Source organism: Microbulbifer sp. A4B17 (assembly GCF_003076275.1).
In the GTDB taxonomy this organism is placed as follows: Bacteria; Pseudomonadota; Gammaproteobacteria; order Pseudomonadales; family Cellvibrionaceae; genus Microbulbifer.
In genome coordinates this window covers 2,307,649-2,324,648 of record NZ_CP029064.1, presented here as the reverse complement: position 1 = coordinate 2,324,648, position 17,000 = coordinate 2,307,649, and the positions used below count along the sequence as shown (strand labels likewise).

Sequence of the window (17,000 nt, the reverse complement as noted above, 5' to 3'; positions counted from 1 at the left end):
AAAGGCATCACAAAAAAATTACAACAATAAACTTCAAGTAATATAAAAGCTTAGGTTGACATTATGTAGCGCCTGGTTAAAGATTAAACACACAACCCCGAACACTACCCCCACCGCCATTAAAAACAGAAAAGGTTTACCGCTAACTATTACTTTAACTTAAGAAAACTACAACGATCCTATTTTCACAGCCCCGGGGCAATACCAAGCTGTTAATAACACATAGGAAGTATCATCAGAAACACATCCACTCAAGCTGAAGGCTTGCAGCGAAAAACTATATTTCTGCTACCTAGTAGGGTTTTACGACTCACACCACCATAAGGCACAACCTTTTAATCAAAAAAAATAAAATAAAGAGTCGCATCTATAGATTGTCATTAGCCTACTAAAACACAGCATTACAAATAGCACTTTTTTCTAACAGTTAGGTCCGCCATTCATTTATCATGGGTTCAATGCGATTCATTTGGTGCATTAACATTTAGAAAACAACTTCTAAGCATAAAAATAAGGAACAAAAATGCCACTAATGACCTTAATCCCTGAAGGGCAAACACCGGGTAGAAGAACGCGTCTGTTAGCTGAGGCGATGGGAAATGCGAAACCCGCTTTCATGAACGGCACTCTGACAGGACCAGAGCTTTCCCTTTATACAAAACTAAGCAGTTTGCAATGCTGGGACGCTGCGCTCTACTGTGCCTGGAGCGCCAAGGGTGTAAACTGCCCAAGTGTAACCATGGACAACAAAAACTATAATGTTACTGGTAACAATAACTACAATAGAATTTTTGGAGCCACCCCCAGAACCCGATCAGTTAATACTCTGCACGATTTGATGACCTTGCCGGAGGGCTGCTTCGTTGGTTTTCTATCAAATTTAGGAGTTATGAGACATGTAATGATTCATACCTCAAATGGTCATGGAGCAGGCAATAAAAGTGACTGTGTTTTTACTGATGGAAATACAGGCGGTTGGGAGCTACTAGATATGGCTCATTTTTTTGGTAAAGATAGTAATCATAACGGCAATTCCCATACAACCATGATATATATGCCGGTAACGGGGCAAGTAATTTAACTTTTCTCAAGAGTGGACGTATAGCCTATTGAGCTATTCTGCTTTTGACTGCATCAGTTCAGATTTGATCTGACAGTTACCGGTTTTCAAAAGGTCTTCTGTCAGGTCAATCCTGAACGATCAACTACAGAATTAGATACTATCTGACAAGTTTCCAGCTCATAAAGTGAACCCTACCTTACTCTCACCGGGCTTTAAGGTGTAGCTTTGAGTTCCCCTGCCATTATTGACATTCAATGTGTTCACCTGGTCCCGCTCTATCTCCATCAGCATTGATTGTTTAACGTTCAATTTTTTACTGGAAATATCTACCATAGGCACTTCCTGATATATCCAAATGTCATGAACGTCAGCTTCCATACCTACCCAATTAAGCTTCACCACCTCACCATTTTCCTGGCTAATCTGAAATCTTGAATTGACATAGCTCTCCATCTGTCTTTGTGCTTCATTCAACTCTTTACTGGCACTTATTGATAAAGCCTTTTCAATGTCAGCAACAAAAAAACGATGGGAAACCTCCAGCGTTTGAGTGCGCTCGTTTACGGAGAGGTTGGTCAAACCAAAATGATAGCGATGTGCGCTTGCCTGGAGTGAAAATACCGAGGTTGTGACTATCAATAAAAAGGAAAGTAAAACTTTCATCAATTACTACCACTACACAATGAATGTTTCAGATGGATATTTTTAGTAAAAAGGACAAAAGTGCAACTCTCCAGGCCGACCGCCTGCGAGCTGCACTTTTTCCAAGACCTAATCTTCCTCTTTAAGCTCCTCATCCCAATCTTTCATCAAGTTACGCTGCTTTTCATCCTTAAATAGTTCCAGGCGTGACTTGATAATTCGACGTGGATAGAAGTTGTTCTCCACATTGACATCCGCTGTTTCCCAATGGGGATCGAGCACTACAGACTTAAGCACCTTGCTCTTATCCCTCACCAGCATTTTGGAGGTCTTCTTGGCATTGCGAGTCCAGATTTCAGCGGGGATACGCAAATCCTCAACACTTCCATCTTCATATTCCAGCCGCAGGAACAGTGGCATCACCAAGCCACCAATATTGCTAAAGTCCAGCACGTAGACATTACTCTCAACCTTGAGCATGTCTTTTTCCCAGTCCTCTAGATTTTCTAGTTTACTTTGGTAGCTATTGCGATCCGCATTGGAAACGTCAAACTCATCGTGAGTGTTATAGAAGTCTTCCAGCTCCGGCTTAGCATCGACGATTCGGGTCAACTTCTTCGTACGATTTTCAACAACAGTAACAGTCTCGGGTTCCCGATTATGCTGGGCACGCTTCCAAGGCCCTTCCACTTCAGGATTTTGTGTACCAACGGTGTAATGACGTACGGCATCAAGGCTGATATCGACATTATCAGTGGTGTAGAACCATCCGCGCCAGAACCAATCCAGATCCATACCTGATGCATCTTCCATAGTGCGGAAAAAATCTGCTGGCATAGGGCGCTTGAATTTCCAGCGCTGAGCGTATTCGCGGAAGGCGAAGTCAAAAAGCTCACGCCCCATAATGGATTCACGCAGGATATTCAGTGCGGCCGCCGGCTTGCCGTAGGCGTTGTTGCCAAGCTGAAGCACTGATTCCGAATTCGTCATAATCGGAACCTGGTTCTCACTCTTCATATACTCGACAATTTTTCGTGCATCGCCGCGGCGGGATGGGTACTTCTCTTCCCATTCCTGCTCAGCCAGGAACTGTACGAAAGTGTTCAGCCCCTCATCCATCCAGGTCCACTGACGCTCATCAGAATTGATGATCATAGGATAGTAGTTATGCCCTACTTCATGAATGATCACCGAGATAAGCCCATACTTGGTGCGACGGGAGTAAGTGCGCTTGCTGCGGTCCTCCTCATCTATTTCCGGTCGCGGACCATTAAAGGTGATCATGGGGTATTCCATTCCCCCCACAGGGCCGTTAACTGAAATAGATACCGGGTAGGGATAGTCAAAACTGTAGCGGTTATAGACATCTATTGTATGAATAATGGACTCTGTCGAGTACTTATCCCATAGCGGAGTACCTTCTTCCGGGTAAAAGGACATCGCCATTGTGTCGGTGCCGCCCTTTTTATAACCCTGTGCATCCCACAAGAACTTACGCGAAGATGCCCAGGAAAAGTCACGGACATTTTCCGCTTCAAAAACCCAGGTTTTGCGCTTGGTGGAACGACTTTTCTCATTTTCCAGAGCCTCGTCCTTAGTGACAATCATCACTGGCTTACTCGCAGTGCGGGCCCGTCTTAAACGCTCACGCTGCTTGGAGGTCAACACATCCTTCGGGTTTTGAAGAACACCGGTTGCAGCAACGATATGATCCGCCGGCACCTCGATAGCAACACGATAATCCCCAAACTCCAGTGCAAATTCGCCGCGCCCCAGGAACTGCTTGTTTTGCCAGCCGCTAACATCGTTATATGCAGCCATACGAGGGAACCATTGGGCTATCTCGTATAAGTAATTATCGTCGCGCTCAAAATATTCATAACCGGAACGACCACCCAGTGCTTTCTGCTCAATAACCTTATAAGCCCAGTCAATCTGGAAACTCACGCTGGAACCTGAGGCCAGAGGCTGGGGCAAGTCAATTCGCATGCCAGTATCAACAATAGTATGGCGAAGCTCTCTTCCCCGAGCATCAGCCACTTTAGTAATCTGGTATCCACCTGGGAATTCACCGGATACTAGAGCACGTCGAAAACTCTTAAATGGAATGGTATCCGGTGCAATCGCCTCCAGATCAACCGGCGTCGCCAGGTTTCCAGATGAATCCGGCTTAAAACGGTTCTGGTCCAATTGCACCCACAAATAACGCAGAGTATCCGGCGAATTATTGGTATAAGTGATGGTCTCTGAAGCGGTTATCAGTTGCTGTTCATCGTCCAGCGACACCTTGATATCGTAGTCAGCCTGCTGCTGCCAATAGGCATGACCCGGAGCTCCCGAAGCTGTGCGATAGCTGTTAGGTGTCGGCAATAGCTCCTCCAGCTGACGGAACTTATCTCCGGTGACATTGAGGGGGTCCGCGGCAAAACTGTCCGAAATGCTGGACATAGCAAGCAATGCCGCTGTTAAGCGGCCGAGTAGTTTTATATTCATTGGTTTACTTCAGAGATTTACGTCAGATTAAAACTTTACGGAATACGGCCTCGAAAAAATGACCGGGTCTTTGCAAAAATTCTTAATAAGCCAGGCCAGATTTGAATATCTGGCCTAATAATTATCTGGATTCATAAAATATTTTTGTTTCGGTATCCTGATTATCCGCCTGGGCAGCAATCCAGGAGCCCTCCATCGCCCCCCAATCCAAGTGTACCTGGTTAATCACCTCCACCCGGCTTTCCAATGTGTCATCCAGTTCCAGTACTGTGAGCACTTTGTCAGCCTTATTAAATCCAAATACGCCTTGCTCGGTAATAAATACGCCCTTGATTCTCTCAGCGTCAGTGCCGCTGAATAGTGAAAAGAGCGCATCATAGTCAAATACAAATTCAGGGCTAAAACGCCAGCCACAACTGTAATATCCCTCTCCGCTATTCTCTGAGCGGAGATAACCACACTCCGGCAATAACTCAACTTCATCTACTGCCTGAATTACCGCATGATGGTGGTCACTCCCCGAAGAGACCTGGAAACTACAGGGGAGTTGCAGCCAATCTAGTTCGATACGCCCCTGCTCCACTACCTGTAGAGGTTTTTCCGTACCCTCACCAAGGAATGACAGAAAACGCTGAAGATTCTGCAAGTCTTCAGGACCGTATAGATCAGATTTATTGGCAACGACAAGGTCAGCAACTTCCAACTGCTGACGAAAAGTCTCACTGCGTAAGTAGCGGTCGTCTTCAATACAACGAGCATCGACCAAAGTTAGCGTACCGCGAAGGTCCAACACACCGCCGCGCACTGCATCAGACAAAGCCGCCAGCACCTCTCTAGGGTGCCCCAGGCCCGTCGGCTCAATTATTAATCGATGGGGCCTGGCCTTAGCCAGTAACTGGTTTAAAGCAACCTGCATCGGCAAGCCTGCCGCACAGCACATGCAGCCGCCGGGCACCTCCCGAATATAAATATTGCCTTCCTGGTCCGGTTCAAAAAGCGCGCCGTCAACGCCCACTTCTCCAAACTCATTGACCAGAACAGCCCAGCGCTCATCAGCTGGCTTACTTTCCAGAAGATGCCGGATGGCTGTTGTCTTGCCGACGCCCAGAAAACCGGTGATAACGTTGGCAGGTACCCCGCGTATTAACTGACTAGCTACCACTAAGCTGCATCCCGGCTGCACTCATCACAAACACAATCCAGCTCCAATTGGGATGTCTGGAGATGATATCCAGCACTTTCAACCGTATCGCGCAATGCATCAATGACTTCGGGCCTAATACCGATTTCCCGCACTTTGCTGCAGCGATTGCAGATTAAAAACTGTGGAGTCTGGTGGCTGTGGTCACAGGCAATATGAGCACAGGCCAGGTACTTGTTTTCTGAATTGAGCTTGTGAACCAGGTTCTCTGCAGCCAGGAAGTCCAGCATTCGGTACACTGACATGGCGGGAATTGAGTCGCCGAAGTCACTGTTGTAATGCTCCGCTATTTCGTAGGCAGAGAGTGGGGTTTTTGACCGCAACAACACGGTAAGCACGTTCTTGCGCTTTTCAGTCAGGCGAGCGCCTGAGCTGCGGCAGGTTTGTTCCGCTACACTCAGAGTCTGTTTGATTTGGGATGCTTTCATAGCCTATTTCATTTGCAGTTCGTTATCTTTACCAGTGAGCAGTTCAGCTCCCTGACGACCGGAGCTGATCCATTGCACTGCAATCCCATGAATACCGGGAAACCTCTCAAACAGGGTAACAATGACGCTGTTGAAGCGTGCCAGATTATCACACTTGAATTCATAACTAGCATGGAAACCGCTGTGCACTGAGCTGTCACTGTTAACTTCTGCGCTATATGGCGCCTCAACTTCCACACTTAGGGGCTGGCACTGGGTACCGATAAACTCCAGGAAAAGCTCAGGCTCAGATAGTTCGCGCGATACCTGTTCCAACAGTTGTTTTTGAACACCGGTACGTGGCGCATGCTCAAACCCCACCAAGTTGGCTGAAGGTGACTCCAGCTCGATGCGGATTTTATCTGCGTCAGCCACCAGGTACATCATGGCCTTACCGTGGACATGACTTCCCATATCTCCAACAGCTGGACAAGCCAGGGACAAAGCAATCAGCAGAATTCCAGTGAACTTCATCATCCCCACCTAATCAACCAGAGCGACCCGATACATCAAGCGCTGGTTTACCCAGTGGGCGATGATCAATAGGCCAGCACCAAGAACACTGGCAACCAGCTCCCAAGGCCCTTCAAGGTAAAGCGCACCAACCAATAGCAGCGCCCCGGAGAACCCCACAATCATTACCGCATAGCGTTGATGGCGTCGGCAGGAGGTTGGGAAACTGGCCAATGCCAATGTCACAACCGGTACGAGCAGAAGTAAGTGGAGAAACTGGTCTTCCTGAAATGCACCCAATATCCCCAAACCACCCAGAAGCGGTAGTAAGGGGGTTAAAAGACAGTGCAGCAGGCAGAGACCAGAAGCCAAAATTCCTAAAGTATCTCTCACGATAATCCTTTTAATCTTCGAGCAACCAAGACAAATAAGCACGCTTCAAACAACATGATGATATGTTATATCATAAATATAAGATTTCAAGTCAACTAGAGCAATACGACTAGGATTCATGAAATGCCACAGATCAGTGAACAGGAACTACTGGGTATGCCCGCCTCAGACTATATGAACGAAAAGCAATTATCGTTCTTCCAGGAGTATCTTTTGGAGCTTAAAAGTGACCTTTTGACCGAAGTCGAACAAGGGCAACAAGCAATTGCTACTACTAAGCTAGCCTTGGCGGATGACCTGGACCGAGCAGCCGCCGAACAGGAGAACCAGCAACGCCTGCGCTTTACCGGACGAAAGAACCTTTTGTTGCGAAAGATCCAGCGAGCTCTGGAGAAAATAAAAGATGGTAGTTACGGTTACTGTGAAATCAGCGGTGACCCTATTGGCCTGCGACGCCTACTAATAAGACCCACTGCAGAACTTTCCTTTGAAGAGAAAGCTCGCCAGGAAATATTGGAACGCAACTACAGCAAGCGAAGATAAGAACCACTCAAATCCAACCTTCTGTCAATGAATAGATATAGCTCAAATAAGCCATTTAGAAAGTTTTCAGCCATGGTGCAATTAAGTGATTTTGATAACAGTGGCCGCTTTTAAGTGGCCACTGTCATTTGAAATAGTTCACTGATTACGCATTATACCAAGATGGGACAATCCACTGACCAAAGTGCCAGTCGCGAGGTACATACCCACTGTAGCCTTGCCCCAAGCGGTCGGGCTTATCATGGGCGGGGTGTTCATTACCCAGCCCTCCGCCAGAGTGACATTGATACCTTCTCTTCTACACCTTTGGATATGAGCACTCTCTCACCAACCTGTCACCCCTACTGAATTTTGAAGGTAGCTATCAATCAGAAGTAGATCATTCTTTGAAAGCATTTTGAGTTTTCCCTTCAACTCACCAAAAAATCACAAGTAAGAGATGCCGAGCTTGTTCAAGTCCTCACTAACTTCGACGCCCCCCTACCAAAAATACCAACTTGGCTACCTATATTGCTGCGTCAAGAAGCGCTAATCCTGTACCGTAAACAACATCGGGACCGGCCCCTGAAACGCGAAAAGGTATCTGGTTAAGATCCCCCCCAGAGAGCTTATTGCGAGAGCTACTTTTTTCATTTCCAGTGCACCTGGTCGATAGTGACCACTATGGTTGTTTACCTCAAGTATTTGATATCCTGCACCCAGTACAATAGTTCCCGCACCTAGCACCGGCTGACCAGCCATAAATGAAGAATGATGGAATCTACCTAAATTTTTCCTTCCAACATAAAAATTCCTCTGCGTATCCACCACAAAAATAATATTTCCTGCAGTATTTTGCAGAATGCCCAATTCAAACCTTCTCTGCTGAGGAATAACAAGTGAGTTCCCTGTAAAAGTGACCAGATGTTTCTGTCTATCCCGGGCAGAGAGATACCGAACATTACCATTTCGGCCATGTGTCGCCTGATGATTGGGGTGATGAACCTCTGGCCAATAGGGAGCAGCCACCATTTTTGCACCTTTAGAGCGACCTAAAAGCCCCAGAGTTCTAAATGTGGAACGCAAATGCACCCAGCGCCTTCTCGCTCTCTGTCTTTTTTCTGCCTCAGTCATAAGATATTTCCTTCCATCAGTGAGTAAAATTGAAAATAGAACCCCATAAACTTACGCCGGTGACCGCCCCCAATCACAGGACTTCCCATGAATCCTAAAGCCTTTTGTGTCATATCCCTGCTCAAGTAACTGTGTGCATGTTGGCCCTGTTGCGCGAACGATGATAACGCAACGGTGAGAGGAAGCCGTTGCCTTAAATGCATCAGCATGAGTTGCCGGGCAGCCTATAAGGTTTTGGCGCAATGCAGCATTGTTAAATATAAGATCCATATGTCAACTTCCTGTTTTTGGGTGCTTACCCTTGTGTTTAATTAAGTCTCACAAACGTAAGTCGCCGGATAAACTTTTGGGGCCAGTGTTTAATTAATGGATAGATGGGTAAAATCCCAGGAATTTAATCTGGCACCACTTTAATATTTAATCTCTGATTACCGCTGCTGAAAGCCCAGGCTCTAAAATTCCTGATCACCTTTTTAACCCGCATCTGTTTATAGATTGATATTCATGAACTCAAACTGAACCAGACTTACGTGCTGCTAAAAACCAATCTTGCTTAGAGCTTCTGACTCTTAAGATGCTCTATCCTGTGCGTTCAGGTATGCGGCCAAGGTTCCAGGCTCTCCTGTCAGCTCAATCTATAAGTTACATGGAATCCAGCTTCACGCCTTTAGAATTTGGGCATAGGTTTTTAGATTTTGGTCTTTTAAATTCAGCTACAGAAATCTAGAAAAATGAAGTGCCTGGATTGCTTGATTTAGCATTGAACTCACTCCAAACCACGAGCACCTGTCCGGTAGTTCTTCTCATTGTAAAGGCAAATGCCATTACGTAACATTAAAAGTTGCATGAGAGTGTAAACTCATGTAACTTTTAATGTTCCTATAAGTTGGGTTTTCAAGGATGGGCTTTGACCCTTCACGTTACCAAAGGTGATGGAAATGACAGACAATTTAGAGATATATAACTTTTCCTGGGCACTCTATCCACGCAGGATACATATCTACCTCGCAGAGAAGAAGCTGGATATCAAGTCAAGGGAGTATGACCCAAAAGTCGAGAAAAAATGGCCCCCGCCGGAGGTACTGGAACTGAATCCCTATGGCAAACTTCCAATCCTTAAAATAAATAATGAAAATTCAATTACAGAATCCCTCGCAATCATCCACTACCTGGAGAAAGTGTTCCCAAATCCAAGCATGATCGGGGAAAATGCGATCGACTATGCCAACGTTATCAGGTTAACCACGATGGCAGATGAAGCAAATACGATTCTGGCAATTTGGAACCATAACATCAGCCCGGTATTTCAAGAGCGAGAACTGCAGTTTAAAGATGCCGGATATAGTGGAGCCTACCATTTCATCAAACGACTGGATGTTTTGGAAACAGCCATCAATGAAAATCATGAATTTATTTATGGAAACTCCCCCACCATTGCCGATTGCGTCACCTTCCCGTTAATTATGTTCCTAGATGAGTTTTATGACGTAAGACTCCCACGCCGCTTCAAGAAACTAAATTCCTGGTATGAACGATTTAAGGAAAGAGACAGTATTATTAAGCAAAACTATATAGAACAGTATCCAGACTCCCTATTAAAACTTTCCAGGGGGCTCGAAAAACAAGGAGATTTTTACTTGGAAGAAATTTGCGAAAGGATAGGAAAAGACTTATTAAGCTAGTCTTAAATCTATTCCACTAACCCTCAACCCGAATGACACCAAGAAAAAAGAGCTGAAGAACAAGCAATCATGCCGAGTATTAATTAGCTTCATTGCTTTAAGCGAAAAATCTAATGCTCCCAGATCGGAGGGCTCCCGATTTTCTCAATCAGGTAGTCAATAAATACTCGCACTTTAGATGTCAGAACATTGGACTTTGGGTATACGAGCCAAATGGCCGATTGATCATCTATATAATATCCAGGCAGCACTCTAACCAGGGAACCCTGCAAAATTTCTGCCTGGATATTCCAGATAGAACTCATGCAAATTCCCACCCCTGCTTTTGCAGCGATACGCATGCTGGCACCATCATCACAAGTCACTCGAGATTTGCTGTTTGAAGGTGGGAATTGATAAGTAGTCTGATCGCTCGCAGATATGAGTTTCCTGGGTTTTGAATTGATAAAGGCCAAAAGCTGATGCGCAACTAGGTCTTCCGGCTTTTCGGGAACACCATATTTTTTCAAATAACTGGGAGAAGCGCATAGAACTCGCTTGTCATCCGCAAGCTTCCTACCAATTAAACTGCTATCTTCAACCGCATAATTGCGAAGCGCCAAATCAAAGCCACCCTCGATAAGGCTGACTTGTGTGTCTGAGAGCTTCAGCTCAACATTGACGCCAGGGTACCTTTCCAGGAATTCAGGCAGGATAGGCGCTATAAAACGTTGAACAAAGGTGCTCGAAGCCGCAAACCTCAAAGTCCCGCTCACAACAGAATTCCCATACCCCAAGGCTGCATAGGCAGCGTTCTCCTGGGCGATAATCTCCCTGGCAAAGGGCAGAAACTCCTCCCCTTCAATTGACAGTGAAACCTTCCGGGTAGATCGATGAAAAAGATCTGCGCCCAACTGAACCTCAAGCTTGGATAGCCTTGCACTGGCTACCGACGGAGCCAAGCCCAGCCTTCTCCCAGCAGAACTGATATTGAGCATTTCAGCGGCTAGCACAAATAGCCTGACCCCATTTGTATCCACCCATTATCTCCAAAATCAGAATTCTGATTTCATTTATACGTCATTTATATGGATTTTCCAATGGATTAGGCTTCAGTTATCGAAAGGGGCGGCGCCATTTAGCCGCTCGCCTAGGCTGTGTGGGAGATCAAAAATGAATGTAAGAGTACCTGTGAACTTCACTGTAAAAAGTGGCCCAGATCGAACCTCTTGCTCTGTCGCAAGTTACTACTGTGACAGCCCGTTATCTCCTATTCGAGACGCTTAGGAGAGATCACCGTGGATTCCAGATATAAAGGTCGTTCTAGCTACTTCCCCAGTATCAATACGGGTTACAAAGCTGTATTTAAACCAGACAGACTTTCTGTTGGGCTTGTGGTTCCCGTAGAAAATTACGCTACGAACCCTGTTCCAACCATGATTGATCATGTTGAGCGGGTTCAGCTTGCGGAAAAACTGGGATTTAGCGCGATTTGGCTCAGGGATGTCCCCTTCAATGTCCCTTCATTTGGCGATGCCGGTCAAGTTTTTGACCCATTCGTCTATCTCGGTCTCCTGGCGGGCAAGACAACAAAGATTGCCCTTGGTGTAGCCAGCATTATTCTGCCTTTGCGCCATCCCGCGCATGTTGCAAAAGCTGCTGCCTCTGTTGATCAGATATCAGGCGGGCGCTTAATTCTCGGTATCGCCAGTGGAGATCGCCCAGAAGAATATCCTGCGATGAATATTTCATATCTGGAGCGAGGGCAACTGTTCCGGGAGAGCTACGAATATATTCGCTGTGTAGCAGAGTCCTACCCCCAACTTCAGAGTTCCTTTGGAGCAATTTCTGGCGATCTGGACATATTGCCCAAACCAGAAAAAACAAAGCTGCCTTTATTGATAACTGGCTCCTCTCAGCAGTCCCCAGACTGGCTCTCTAACAACGGAGATGGTTGGATCACCTATCCTCGTCCACATGCCGCGCAAGAACAATTTATTGGCCAATTGAGAAATAACCCTGCCATTAACAAGCCAGTGATGGAACCACTCTATATTGATATAACTGAAACCCCGGATGCCCTACCACACCCCATACACTTGGGATATCGACTGGGTATTAACCAATTATACAAATACCTTAAGTCGCGAGAAGAGATCGGGGTTAACCATGTTGCTCTGAACCTCCGATTTAACCGGGCAAATATTGAAGAAACACTTGGAACAATTTCGGAAGTCATTTTCCCACGTTTTAATGAACAGGAATAACAAATGCGAAAGACCATTTTATTGACAGGCGGTACTGACGGTATCGGGTTAGAAACTGCAAAATTACTGGCAGCAAAGGATCATACTTTGCTCTTACATGGCCGTAGCGATACAAAACTAGAAAGTGCAAAAGAGGCGATAAAGCAAAGCTATCCCAAGGGCCACATAAATACATTCCGAGCAGATTTATCCAATTTATCAGATGTGTTAGCACTGGCCTCAATGGTAAAAGATCAATATTCAAATATTGATGTTCTTATCAATAATGCCGGCGTATTTAAAGTACAGAATCCAATAACCGACACGGGTTACGATATTCGCTTTATCGTAAACGTTATTGCCCCTTACTTGTTAACGACACGGCTATTTCCGCTGTTTAGCGCCGATGGCCGCATTATTAATCTATCCTCTGCAGCGCAAGCAACTGTGAACATCGAAGCGCTCAAAGGTCACCAACAACTATCCGACAGCGACGCTTATGCCCAAAGTAAATTGGCTCTCACCATGTGGACCTTTCAACTAGCCCGCTCACTTGGCGACAAGGCCCCGCAATTTATCGCAATCAATCCCGCCTCATTTCTGGGTAGCAAAATGGTGAAAGATGCTTACGGAACTCAAGGGAAAGACTTAAGTATCGGCGCCAATATATTGGTACGGGCGGCACTCGATAATGAGTTCTCAAACGCTAGCGGTAAATACTTTGACAATGACATAGGCAATTGGTCCCAGCCGCACCCAGACGCGCTAGATGAGAACAAGAGAAAGGTACTTATTGAAGAAATTGAGAACACTCTCGACAAACTCGGCATTAAAAATACCTAAGACGTTAACGCAATCAATTAAAAGGAATTCACCATGAAATATGAAGGTTTTACCACATTCACGGCGAAACAAGATGACGGAATCCTAACTGTGACATTTGACTTTGGTCCCGTGAATGTCCAAGGGCAGGAAATGCTGGCCGACTTAAACAGCCTGGCTATGCGCCTGGAACGGGATCGAGAAACCAAAGTCGTTGTGTTTCAGTCTGCCAATCCGGAGATTTGGGTATGTCATTACGATACTGAGTTATTAAAAGACATGCCTGATGAAGCTGTATCTCGAGAAGAAGCCCAACTGTTGGATTTACAGGCTGTCTGTGAGCGCATCAGCAAAGTACCTCAAGCAACGATCGCCAAACTAGAGGGTTTCGCTAGAGGTGGTGGCCATGAACTGGCCTTGGCACTCGATATGCGTTTCGCAGCCCGAGGAAAATATAAATTCATGCAAATGGAAGTGGGTATGGGAATCCTCCCCTGTGGGGGAGGTGCATCAAGGATGGCTCGCCAGACAGGACTGGGTAAAGCGCTGGAGATTATTCTCAGCGCCCGTGATTTCGATGCTGACGAAGCGGAAAGGCTCGGCACAATCAACAAAGCACTAGACCCAGATGAAATTGGCGAGTATGTCGATAGCCTAGCGAAGAGAATTGCTCAATTTCCAGCAGAATCAATCAATGCCTGTAAGCAGGCGGTTTATGAGTCAGTCGATAAGCCTATCAATGAAGCGCTAAAAGCGGAGGCCTATTGGCTGTATCAAGCAACCAGTAAAACACCTGCCTTAAAACGCTTCTCTATCGCAGATGAACAAGGGTTGGAACACGATATTGAAAATCAGCGGAACTGGAACCAACTGGTGATGGATGTACAAAAAATAAACTAGCAGTAGCAATTGGGCATCCGACGATTTACAGACTGTGATGCCCTACTTACTTCGGATACTTCGACAAAACTCTACAGAAAGTACACTTTTTGGGAATCAAAATGAGAGCAATGATTGTAAATACCTTTGGCGGCCCAGACGTATTTGAAGCTGCTGAAGTACCCAAGCCGACCACCAAAGCTGGCCATGTGCTGATTAAAATATCAGCAACCAGCGTCAATACCGTAGATACCATGATTCGCCAAATGGGACCTGCATTACCCCTTTCACCGAAAGCCCCGGCAATATTGGGTATGGATTTCGCTGGTGTTGTTGAAGAAATTGGCGAAGGTGTTACCGATTATCAGGTGGGCGATGAAGTCTATGGCTGCGCAGGTGGACTGGCTGACTTACCGGGAACATTAGCCGAATATATTGTTGCAGACGCGAACTTAATTGCCCTGAAACCCGAGAACCTGACCATGCGGGAAGCAGCAGCTTTGCCCTTAGTAGGCATAACCGCCTACGAAGGGTTACAGCGTGCGGGGGTTAAGCCTGGACAAAGTGTTCTTGTTCACGGTGGCTCGCGCGGTGTGGGTCATATAGCTGTACAACTGGCTCGTCACTTTGGTGCTGATGTTTACTCAACAGGCTCCGGAGATCCTCAACTGGCAATGATTGAAAAACTGGGGGCAACGCCGATTAACTACCGGACTGAATCAGTTGAGTCTTATGTACTGAAGTACACCAACGGAGCAGGCTTCGATATAGTATTCGACTCAGTCGGTGGTGCAAATATAACGAACTCTTTTGAGGCAGCAAAACTCAATGGCCAAGTAGCTACTACCGTTTCCATGGTAGAGCTTGACCTGACGCCTGCTCACTTTAAAGGCTTGTCTTTGCATGTCATATTTATGTTAATTCCAATGCTACACAATTACCACCGTGAGGAGCACGGGCATATTTTAAAAGCACTAAAAGCCATTACTGAAGCAGGCAATCTCAAACCTGTACTTGATGAAACTTCTTATAGTTTGCCTGATATTGGCAAGGCCCATGAACGGCTGGCAAGTGGGAAAGCTATGGGTAAAGTTGTTGTGGGTATTGAATCATTTGGGTAGCTGACCAAATGGATATCTCTCCCCCTCTAACAGCTGGACTTAATATCCAAACGACATACTCAGGCGAAGGGAAACAACAATTACTCTTACCTGTACCAAGCTATTAAAATAATAGGCAGCGGCGGCTCCGCCGCTGCCTAAACACTGGCCTACCGGTTAACGATTCACCACCTCGAAAGACAGAAAATATCCTTCTGTACTCAGGAAGACTTGCAACTGCTGGTTCAAAACACCACTCTGCTCTTTCGCTGTAACAACCCACTGTCGCTGGTTGTCAACACGCTGCATAGCGGCATTGAGCGGCTTGTCAGCCCAGGACTCGTTAAGCTTACCCTCTTTGATTAGGCGAGCTACTTCCTGGCTGGCGATGCCTTTGGCTTCTACCATGGATACAGTGGCAAAATTGTCTCTCTCATGGTCACCATGGGCGAAAGCAAGATTTGCGAAGCCTAAGGTAACTGATACACAGATGACTCGAATAAGTTTGTTCATAATACTCTCTTTCTTCTCGGTTTTAGCGAATGTTGATAAAAAAGCGTTACTGTTTGAGTCCAATAACCTCGTAGAACCCCTTTGTTTTTAGAGTGATCTTCACAGATTCCTGACCGTTATTCTTCCAATACCAGCCATGGGAACCATCAAAAGGCGTTGTGAGAGAGCCACTCATTTTATTTGAGGTAGCAATAGCAAAGCTCTCAAAGTAGCCGCTTGTATCGCCTGCGGGTTCGCCGTGAAAATCAAAGTAAAGTTCTCCACTCTCTGTTATCCACTCGTATTCCAAATGACCGTATTTATCCAATTGAAATTTGTATTCAATCCCACGGCCAGCGGGCACTTCAATAGTTGTAGTGTCAGTCCGATAAGCAAAGGACTGCTCGCCACGCTGCTCTACTTCTGGTGCAGCAATTTCCTGTTCTTGACAGTTTAATTCAGTCAGCCCCAGTGCACTGCCAATTCCAGTAGGATCTATATTGTATTCAGCTGGCAGGATTACTGTGGTCAACATAATGGCTGCAAGCACGCCAGCAGCAAGTGTGGATTTAATCAGCGTTTGTGCAGTCTGCACTGGCATTTCAGTTGTATTCATTCTGTAAGCTCTAAATCTGTGTTCTTTCTGTTCAATTAACTTTGTAAAGTCACTTTCTGGCTATCTAACCTACGAAGTAGCCTGTCATCTGGTAACCCACCAACATCAGTCCACCACTCATTAGTAGGGTATTTGTCATAGTGGAAAAGCGCAGGAAACTGTCAAAGCGACGCCAATAATTGATGGCGAGAAGAATAAACAGCAACGCAACAAACTGACCAATTTCTACTCCGACATTAAAGGCCAGGATATTCTCCACCAACCCATCGCTGGACAGCTTGAATTCCTGTAATTTGGTTGCCAAACCAAAACCGTGGAAGAGTCCAAAAATCAGTACGGCAGCCTTGGTATTAGGCTGGAAGCCAAAAACCCGTTTGAAACCACCGAGATTATCGAAGCCTTTATAGACAATGGATAATCCAATAATGGCATCGATCAAATAGGCATTCACATGGGTGTCGTTAAGCACTCCAAATAAAAGGGTTAAGCTATGACCGAGAGTAAAGAAGCTTACATAAATAAGAACATCTTTTGATCGATATAAAAAGAAAATGACTCCCACCAGGAACAGCAGGTGGTCATAGCCAGTCACCATATGCTTGGCGCCAATATATAGAAAGGGAATAATAGATACCCCTTCGTTGCCGGCAAGAAAAGTCTTAGTAGCATCGTCCACTCCATGGGCAAATAGCGGCATAGATATCACCATACCTGCTATCAGCGCCATCAAGCCGAAAACTGTTTTTAAACTATTGTGCAACGTTACTATCTCCCGTTATTAAAGTTCTAAATTCTTGTGAACCAAAGCGCACACAG

At 45.8% G+C, this 17,000-nt stretch carries 19 protein-coding genes; 7 read left to right on the top strand and 12 right to left on the bottom strand.

The window, feature by feature from the left end:
* Positions 1 to 523 precede the first annotated feature (523 nt).
* Positions 524 to 1,081 carry a hypothetical protein gene (locus BTJ40_RS10485; RefSeq protein WP_157953999.1) on the top strand — a complete coding sequence of 186 codons (558 nt, stop codon included), beginning with the start codon at positions 524 to 526 and terminating at the stop codon, positions 1,079 to 1,081.
* A 159-nt stretch (positions 1,082 to 1,240) separates the two neighbouring features.
* Here the strand turns inward: BTJ40_RS10485 and BTJ40_RS10480 are convergent, their stop codons facing one another.
* The 6 genes from BTJ40_RS10480 to BTJ40_RS10455 form a co-directional block, all read right to left on the bottom strand.
* The gene (locus tag BTJ40_RS10480; protein ID WP_108733041.1) at positions 1,241 to 1,726 is read right to left on the bottom strand and encodes a DUF6702 family protein; all 486 of its coding nucleotides are present in this window, start codon (positions 1,724 to 1,726) and stop codon (positions 1,241 to 1,243) included.
* 108 nt (positions 1,727 to 1,834) lie between these two features.
* Positions 1,835 to 4,198, bottom strand: a complete 2,364-nt coding sequence (locus BTJ40_RS10475) for a M1 family metallopeptidase (RefSeq protein ID WP_202862880.1) — start codon at positions 4,196 to 4,198, stop codon at positions 1,835 to 1,837.
* 121 nt (positions 4,199 to 4,319) lie between these two features.
* A complete protein-coding gene (locus BTJ40_RS10470; protein WP_108733040.1) occupies positions 4,320 to 5,360 on the bottom strand; it encodes a GTP-binding protein in 1,041 nt (346 codons plus the stop codon).
* Complete coding sequence (locus BTJ40_RS10465; RefSeq protein ID WP_108733039.1) at positions 5,360 to 5,827, bottom strand: Fur family transcriptional regulator; 468 nt, start codon at positions 5,825 to 5,827, stop codon at positions 5,360 to 5,362. Before BTJ40_RS10465 ends, BTJ40_RS10470 begins: the two co-directional genes overlap by 1 nt.
* 3 nt (positions 5,828 to 5,830) lie before the next feature.
* Positions 5,831 to 6,343 (bottom strand): DUF2796 domain-containing protein, encoded by a 513-nt coding sequence (locus BTJ40_RS10460; protein ID WP_108733038.1) that lies wholly within the window; start codon positions 6,341 to 6,343, stop codon positions 5,831 to 5,833.
* A 6-nt stretch (positions 6,344 to 6,349) separates the two neighbouring features.
* Positions 6,350 to 6,712, bottom strand: a complete 363-nt coding sequence (locus BTJ40_RS10455; protein WP_157953997.1) for a MerC family mercury resistance protein — start codon at positions 6,710 to 6,712, stop codon at positions 6,350 to 6,352.
* A 123-nt stretch (positions 6,713 to 6,835) separates the two neighbouring features.
* Between BTJ40_RS10455 and BTJ40_RS10450 the strand changes: the two genes are divergently transcribed.
* Complete coding sequence (locus BTJ40_RS10450; protein WP_108733036.1) at positions 6,836 to 7,255, top strand: TraR/DksA C4-type zinc finger protein; 420 nt, start codon at positions 6,836 to 6,838, stop codon at positions 7,253 to 7,255.
* Positions 7,256 to 7,783: 528 nt separating this feature from the next.
* Here the strand turns inward: BTJ40_RS10450 and BTJ40_RS10445 are convergent.
* Both BTJ40_RS10445 and BTJ40_RS23170 read right to left on the bottom strand, forming a co-directional pair.
* Positions 7,784 to 8,368: a hypothetical protein gene (locus BTJ40_RS10445; protein WP_108733035.1), complete on the bottom strand. Its 585-nt coding sequence runs from the start codon at positions 8,366 to 8,368 to the stop codon at positions 7,784 to 7,786.
* 51 nt (positions 8,369 to 8,419) lie between these two features.
* Entirely contained in the window at positions 8,420 to 8,638 is a 219-nt protein-coding gene (locus BTJ40_RS23170) for an anthrax toxin-like adenylyl cyclase domain-containing protein (RefSeq protein WP_108733034.1), read from the bottom strand.
* Between the two features lie 668 nt (positions 8,639 to 9,306).
* On the opposite strand from BTJ40_RS23170, the gene BTJ40_RS10435 reads away from it, so the two are divergent.
* On the top strand, positions 9,307 to 10,050 hold the full coding sequence (locus BTJ40_RS10435; RefSeq protein ID WP_192879401.1) for a glutathione S-transferase family protein: 744 nt from the start codon (positions 9,307 to 9,309) through the stop codon (positions 10,048 to 10,050).
* Positions 10,051 to 10,160: 110 nt separating this feature from the next.
* On the opposite strand, the gene BTJ40_RS10430 is transcribed toward BTJ40_RS10435, so the two are convergent.
* Positions 10,161 to 11,069 (bottom strand): LysR family transcriptional regulator, encoded by a 909-nt coding sequence (locus tag BTJ40_RS10430; protein WP_108733032.1) that lies wholly within the window; start codon positions 11,067 to 11,069, stop codon positions 10,161 to 10,163.
* 258 nt (positions 11,070 to 11,327) lie between these two features.
* On the opposite strand from BTJ40_RS10430, the gene BTJ40_RS10425 reads away from it, so the two are divergent.
* The 4 genes from BTJ40_RS10425 (at position 11,328) to BTJ40_RS10410 (ending at position 15,097) form a co-directional block, all read left to right on the top strand.
* Positions 11,328 to 12,296 (top strand): LLM class oxidoreductase, encoded by a 969-nt coding sequence (locus BTJ40_RS10425; RefSeq protein WP_108733031.1) that lies wholly within the window; start codon positions 11,328 to 11,330, stop codon positions 12,294 to 12,296.
* Between the two features lie 3 nt (positions 12,297 to 12,299).
* Positions 12,300 to 13,118, top strand: coding sequence for an SDR family NAD(P)-dependent oxidoreductase (locus BTJ40_RS10420; RefSeq protein WP_108733030.1), 819 nt, complete (start codon positions 12,300 to 12,302; stop codon positions 13,116 to 13,118).
* A gap of 33 nt (positions 13,119 to 13,151) precedes the next feature.
* Entirely contained in the window at positions 13,152 to 13,997 is an 846-nt protein-coding gene (locus tag BTJ40_RS10415; RefSeq protein ID WP_108733029.1) for an enoyl-CoA hydratase/isomerase family protein, read from the top strand.
* 101 nt (positions 13,998 to 14,098) lie between these two features.
* Positions 14,099 to 15,097 carry a zinc-dependent alcohol dehydrogenase family protein gene (locus BTJ40_RS10410; protein WP_108733028.1) on the top strand — a complete coding sequence of 333 codons (999 nt, stop codon included), beginning with the start codon at positions 14,099 to 14,101 and terminating at the stop codon, positions 15,095 to 15,097.
* A gap of 156 nt (positions 15,098 to 15,253) precedes the next feature.
* Here BTJ40_RS10410 and BTJ40_RS10405 read toward each other — a convergent pair whose 3' ends face one another.
* The 3 genes from BTJ40_RS10405 to BTJ40_RS10395 form a co-directional block, all read right to left on the bottom strand.
* Positions 15,254 to 15,589 (bottom strand): DUF6488 family protein, encoded by a 336-nt coding sequence (locus tag BTJ40_RS10405; protein ID WP_108733027.1) that lies wholly within the window; start codon positions 15,587 to 15,589, stop codon positions 15,254 to 15,256.
* 46 nt (positions 15,590 to 15,635) lie between these two features.
* Positions 15,636 to 16,184 (bottom strand): hypothetical protein, encoded by a 549-nt coding sequence (locus tag BTJ40_RS10400; protein ID WP_108733026.1) that lies wholly within the window; start codon positions 16,182 to 16,184, stop codon positions 15,636 to 15,638.
* A gap of 64 nt (positions 16,185 to 16,248) precedes the next feature.
* Entirely contained in the window at positions 16,249 to 16,881 is a 633-nt protein-coding gene (locus BTJ40_RS10395) for a HupE/UreJ family protein (RefSeq protein ID WP_020415320.1), read from the bottom strand.
* Positions 16,882 to 17,000: the final 119 nt, after the last annotated feature.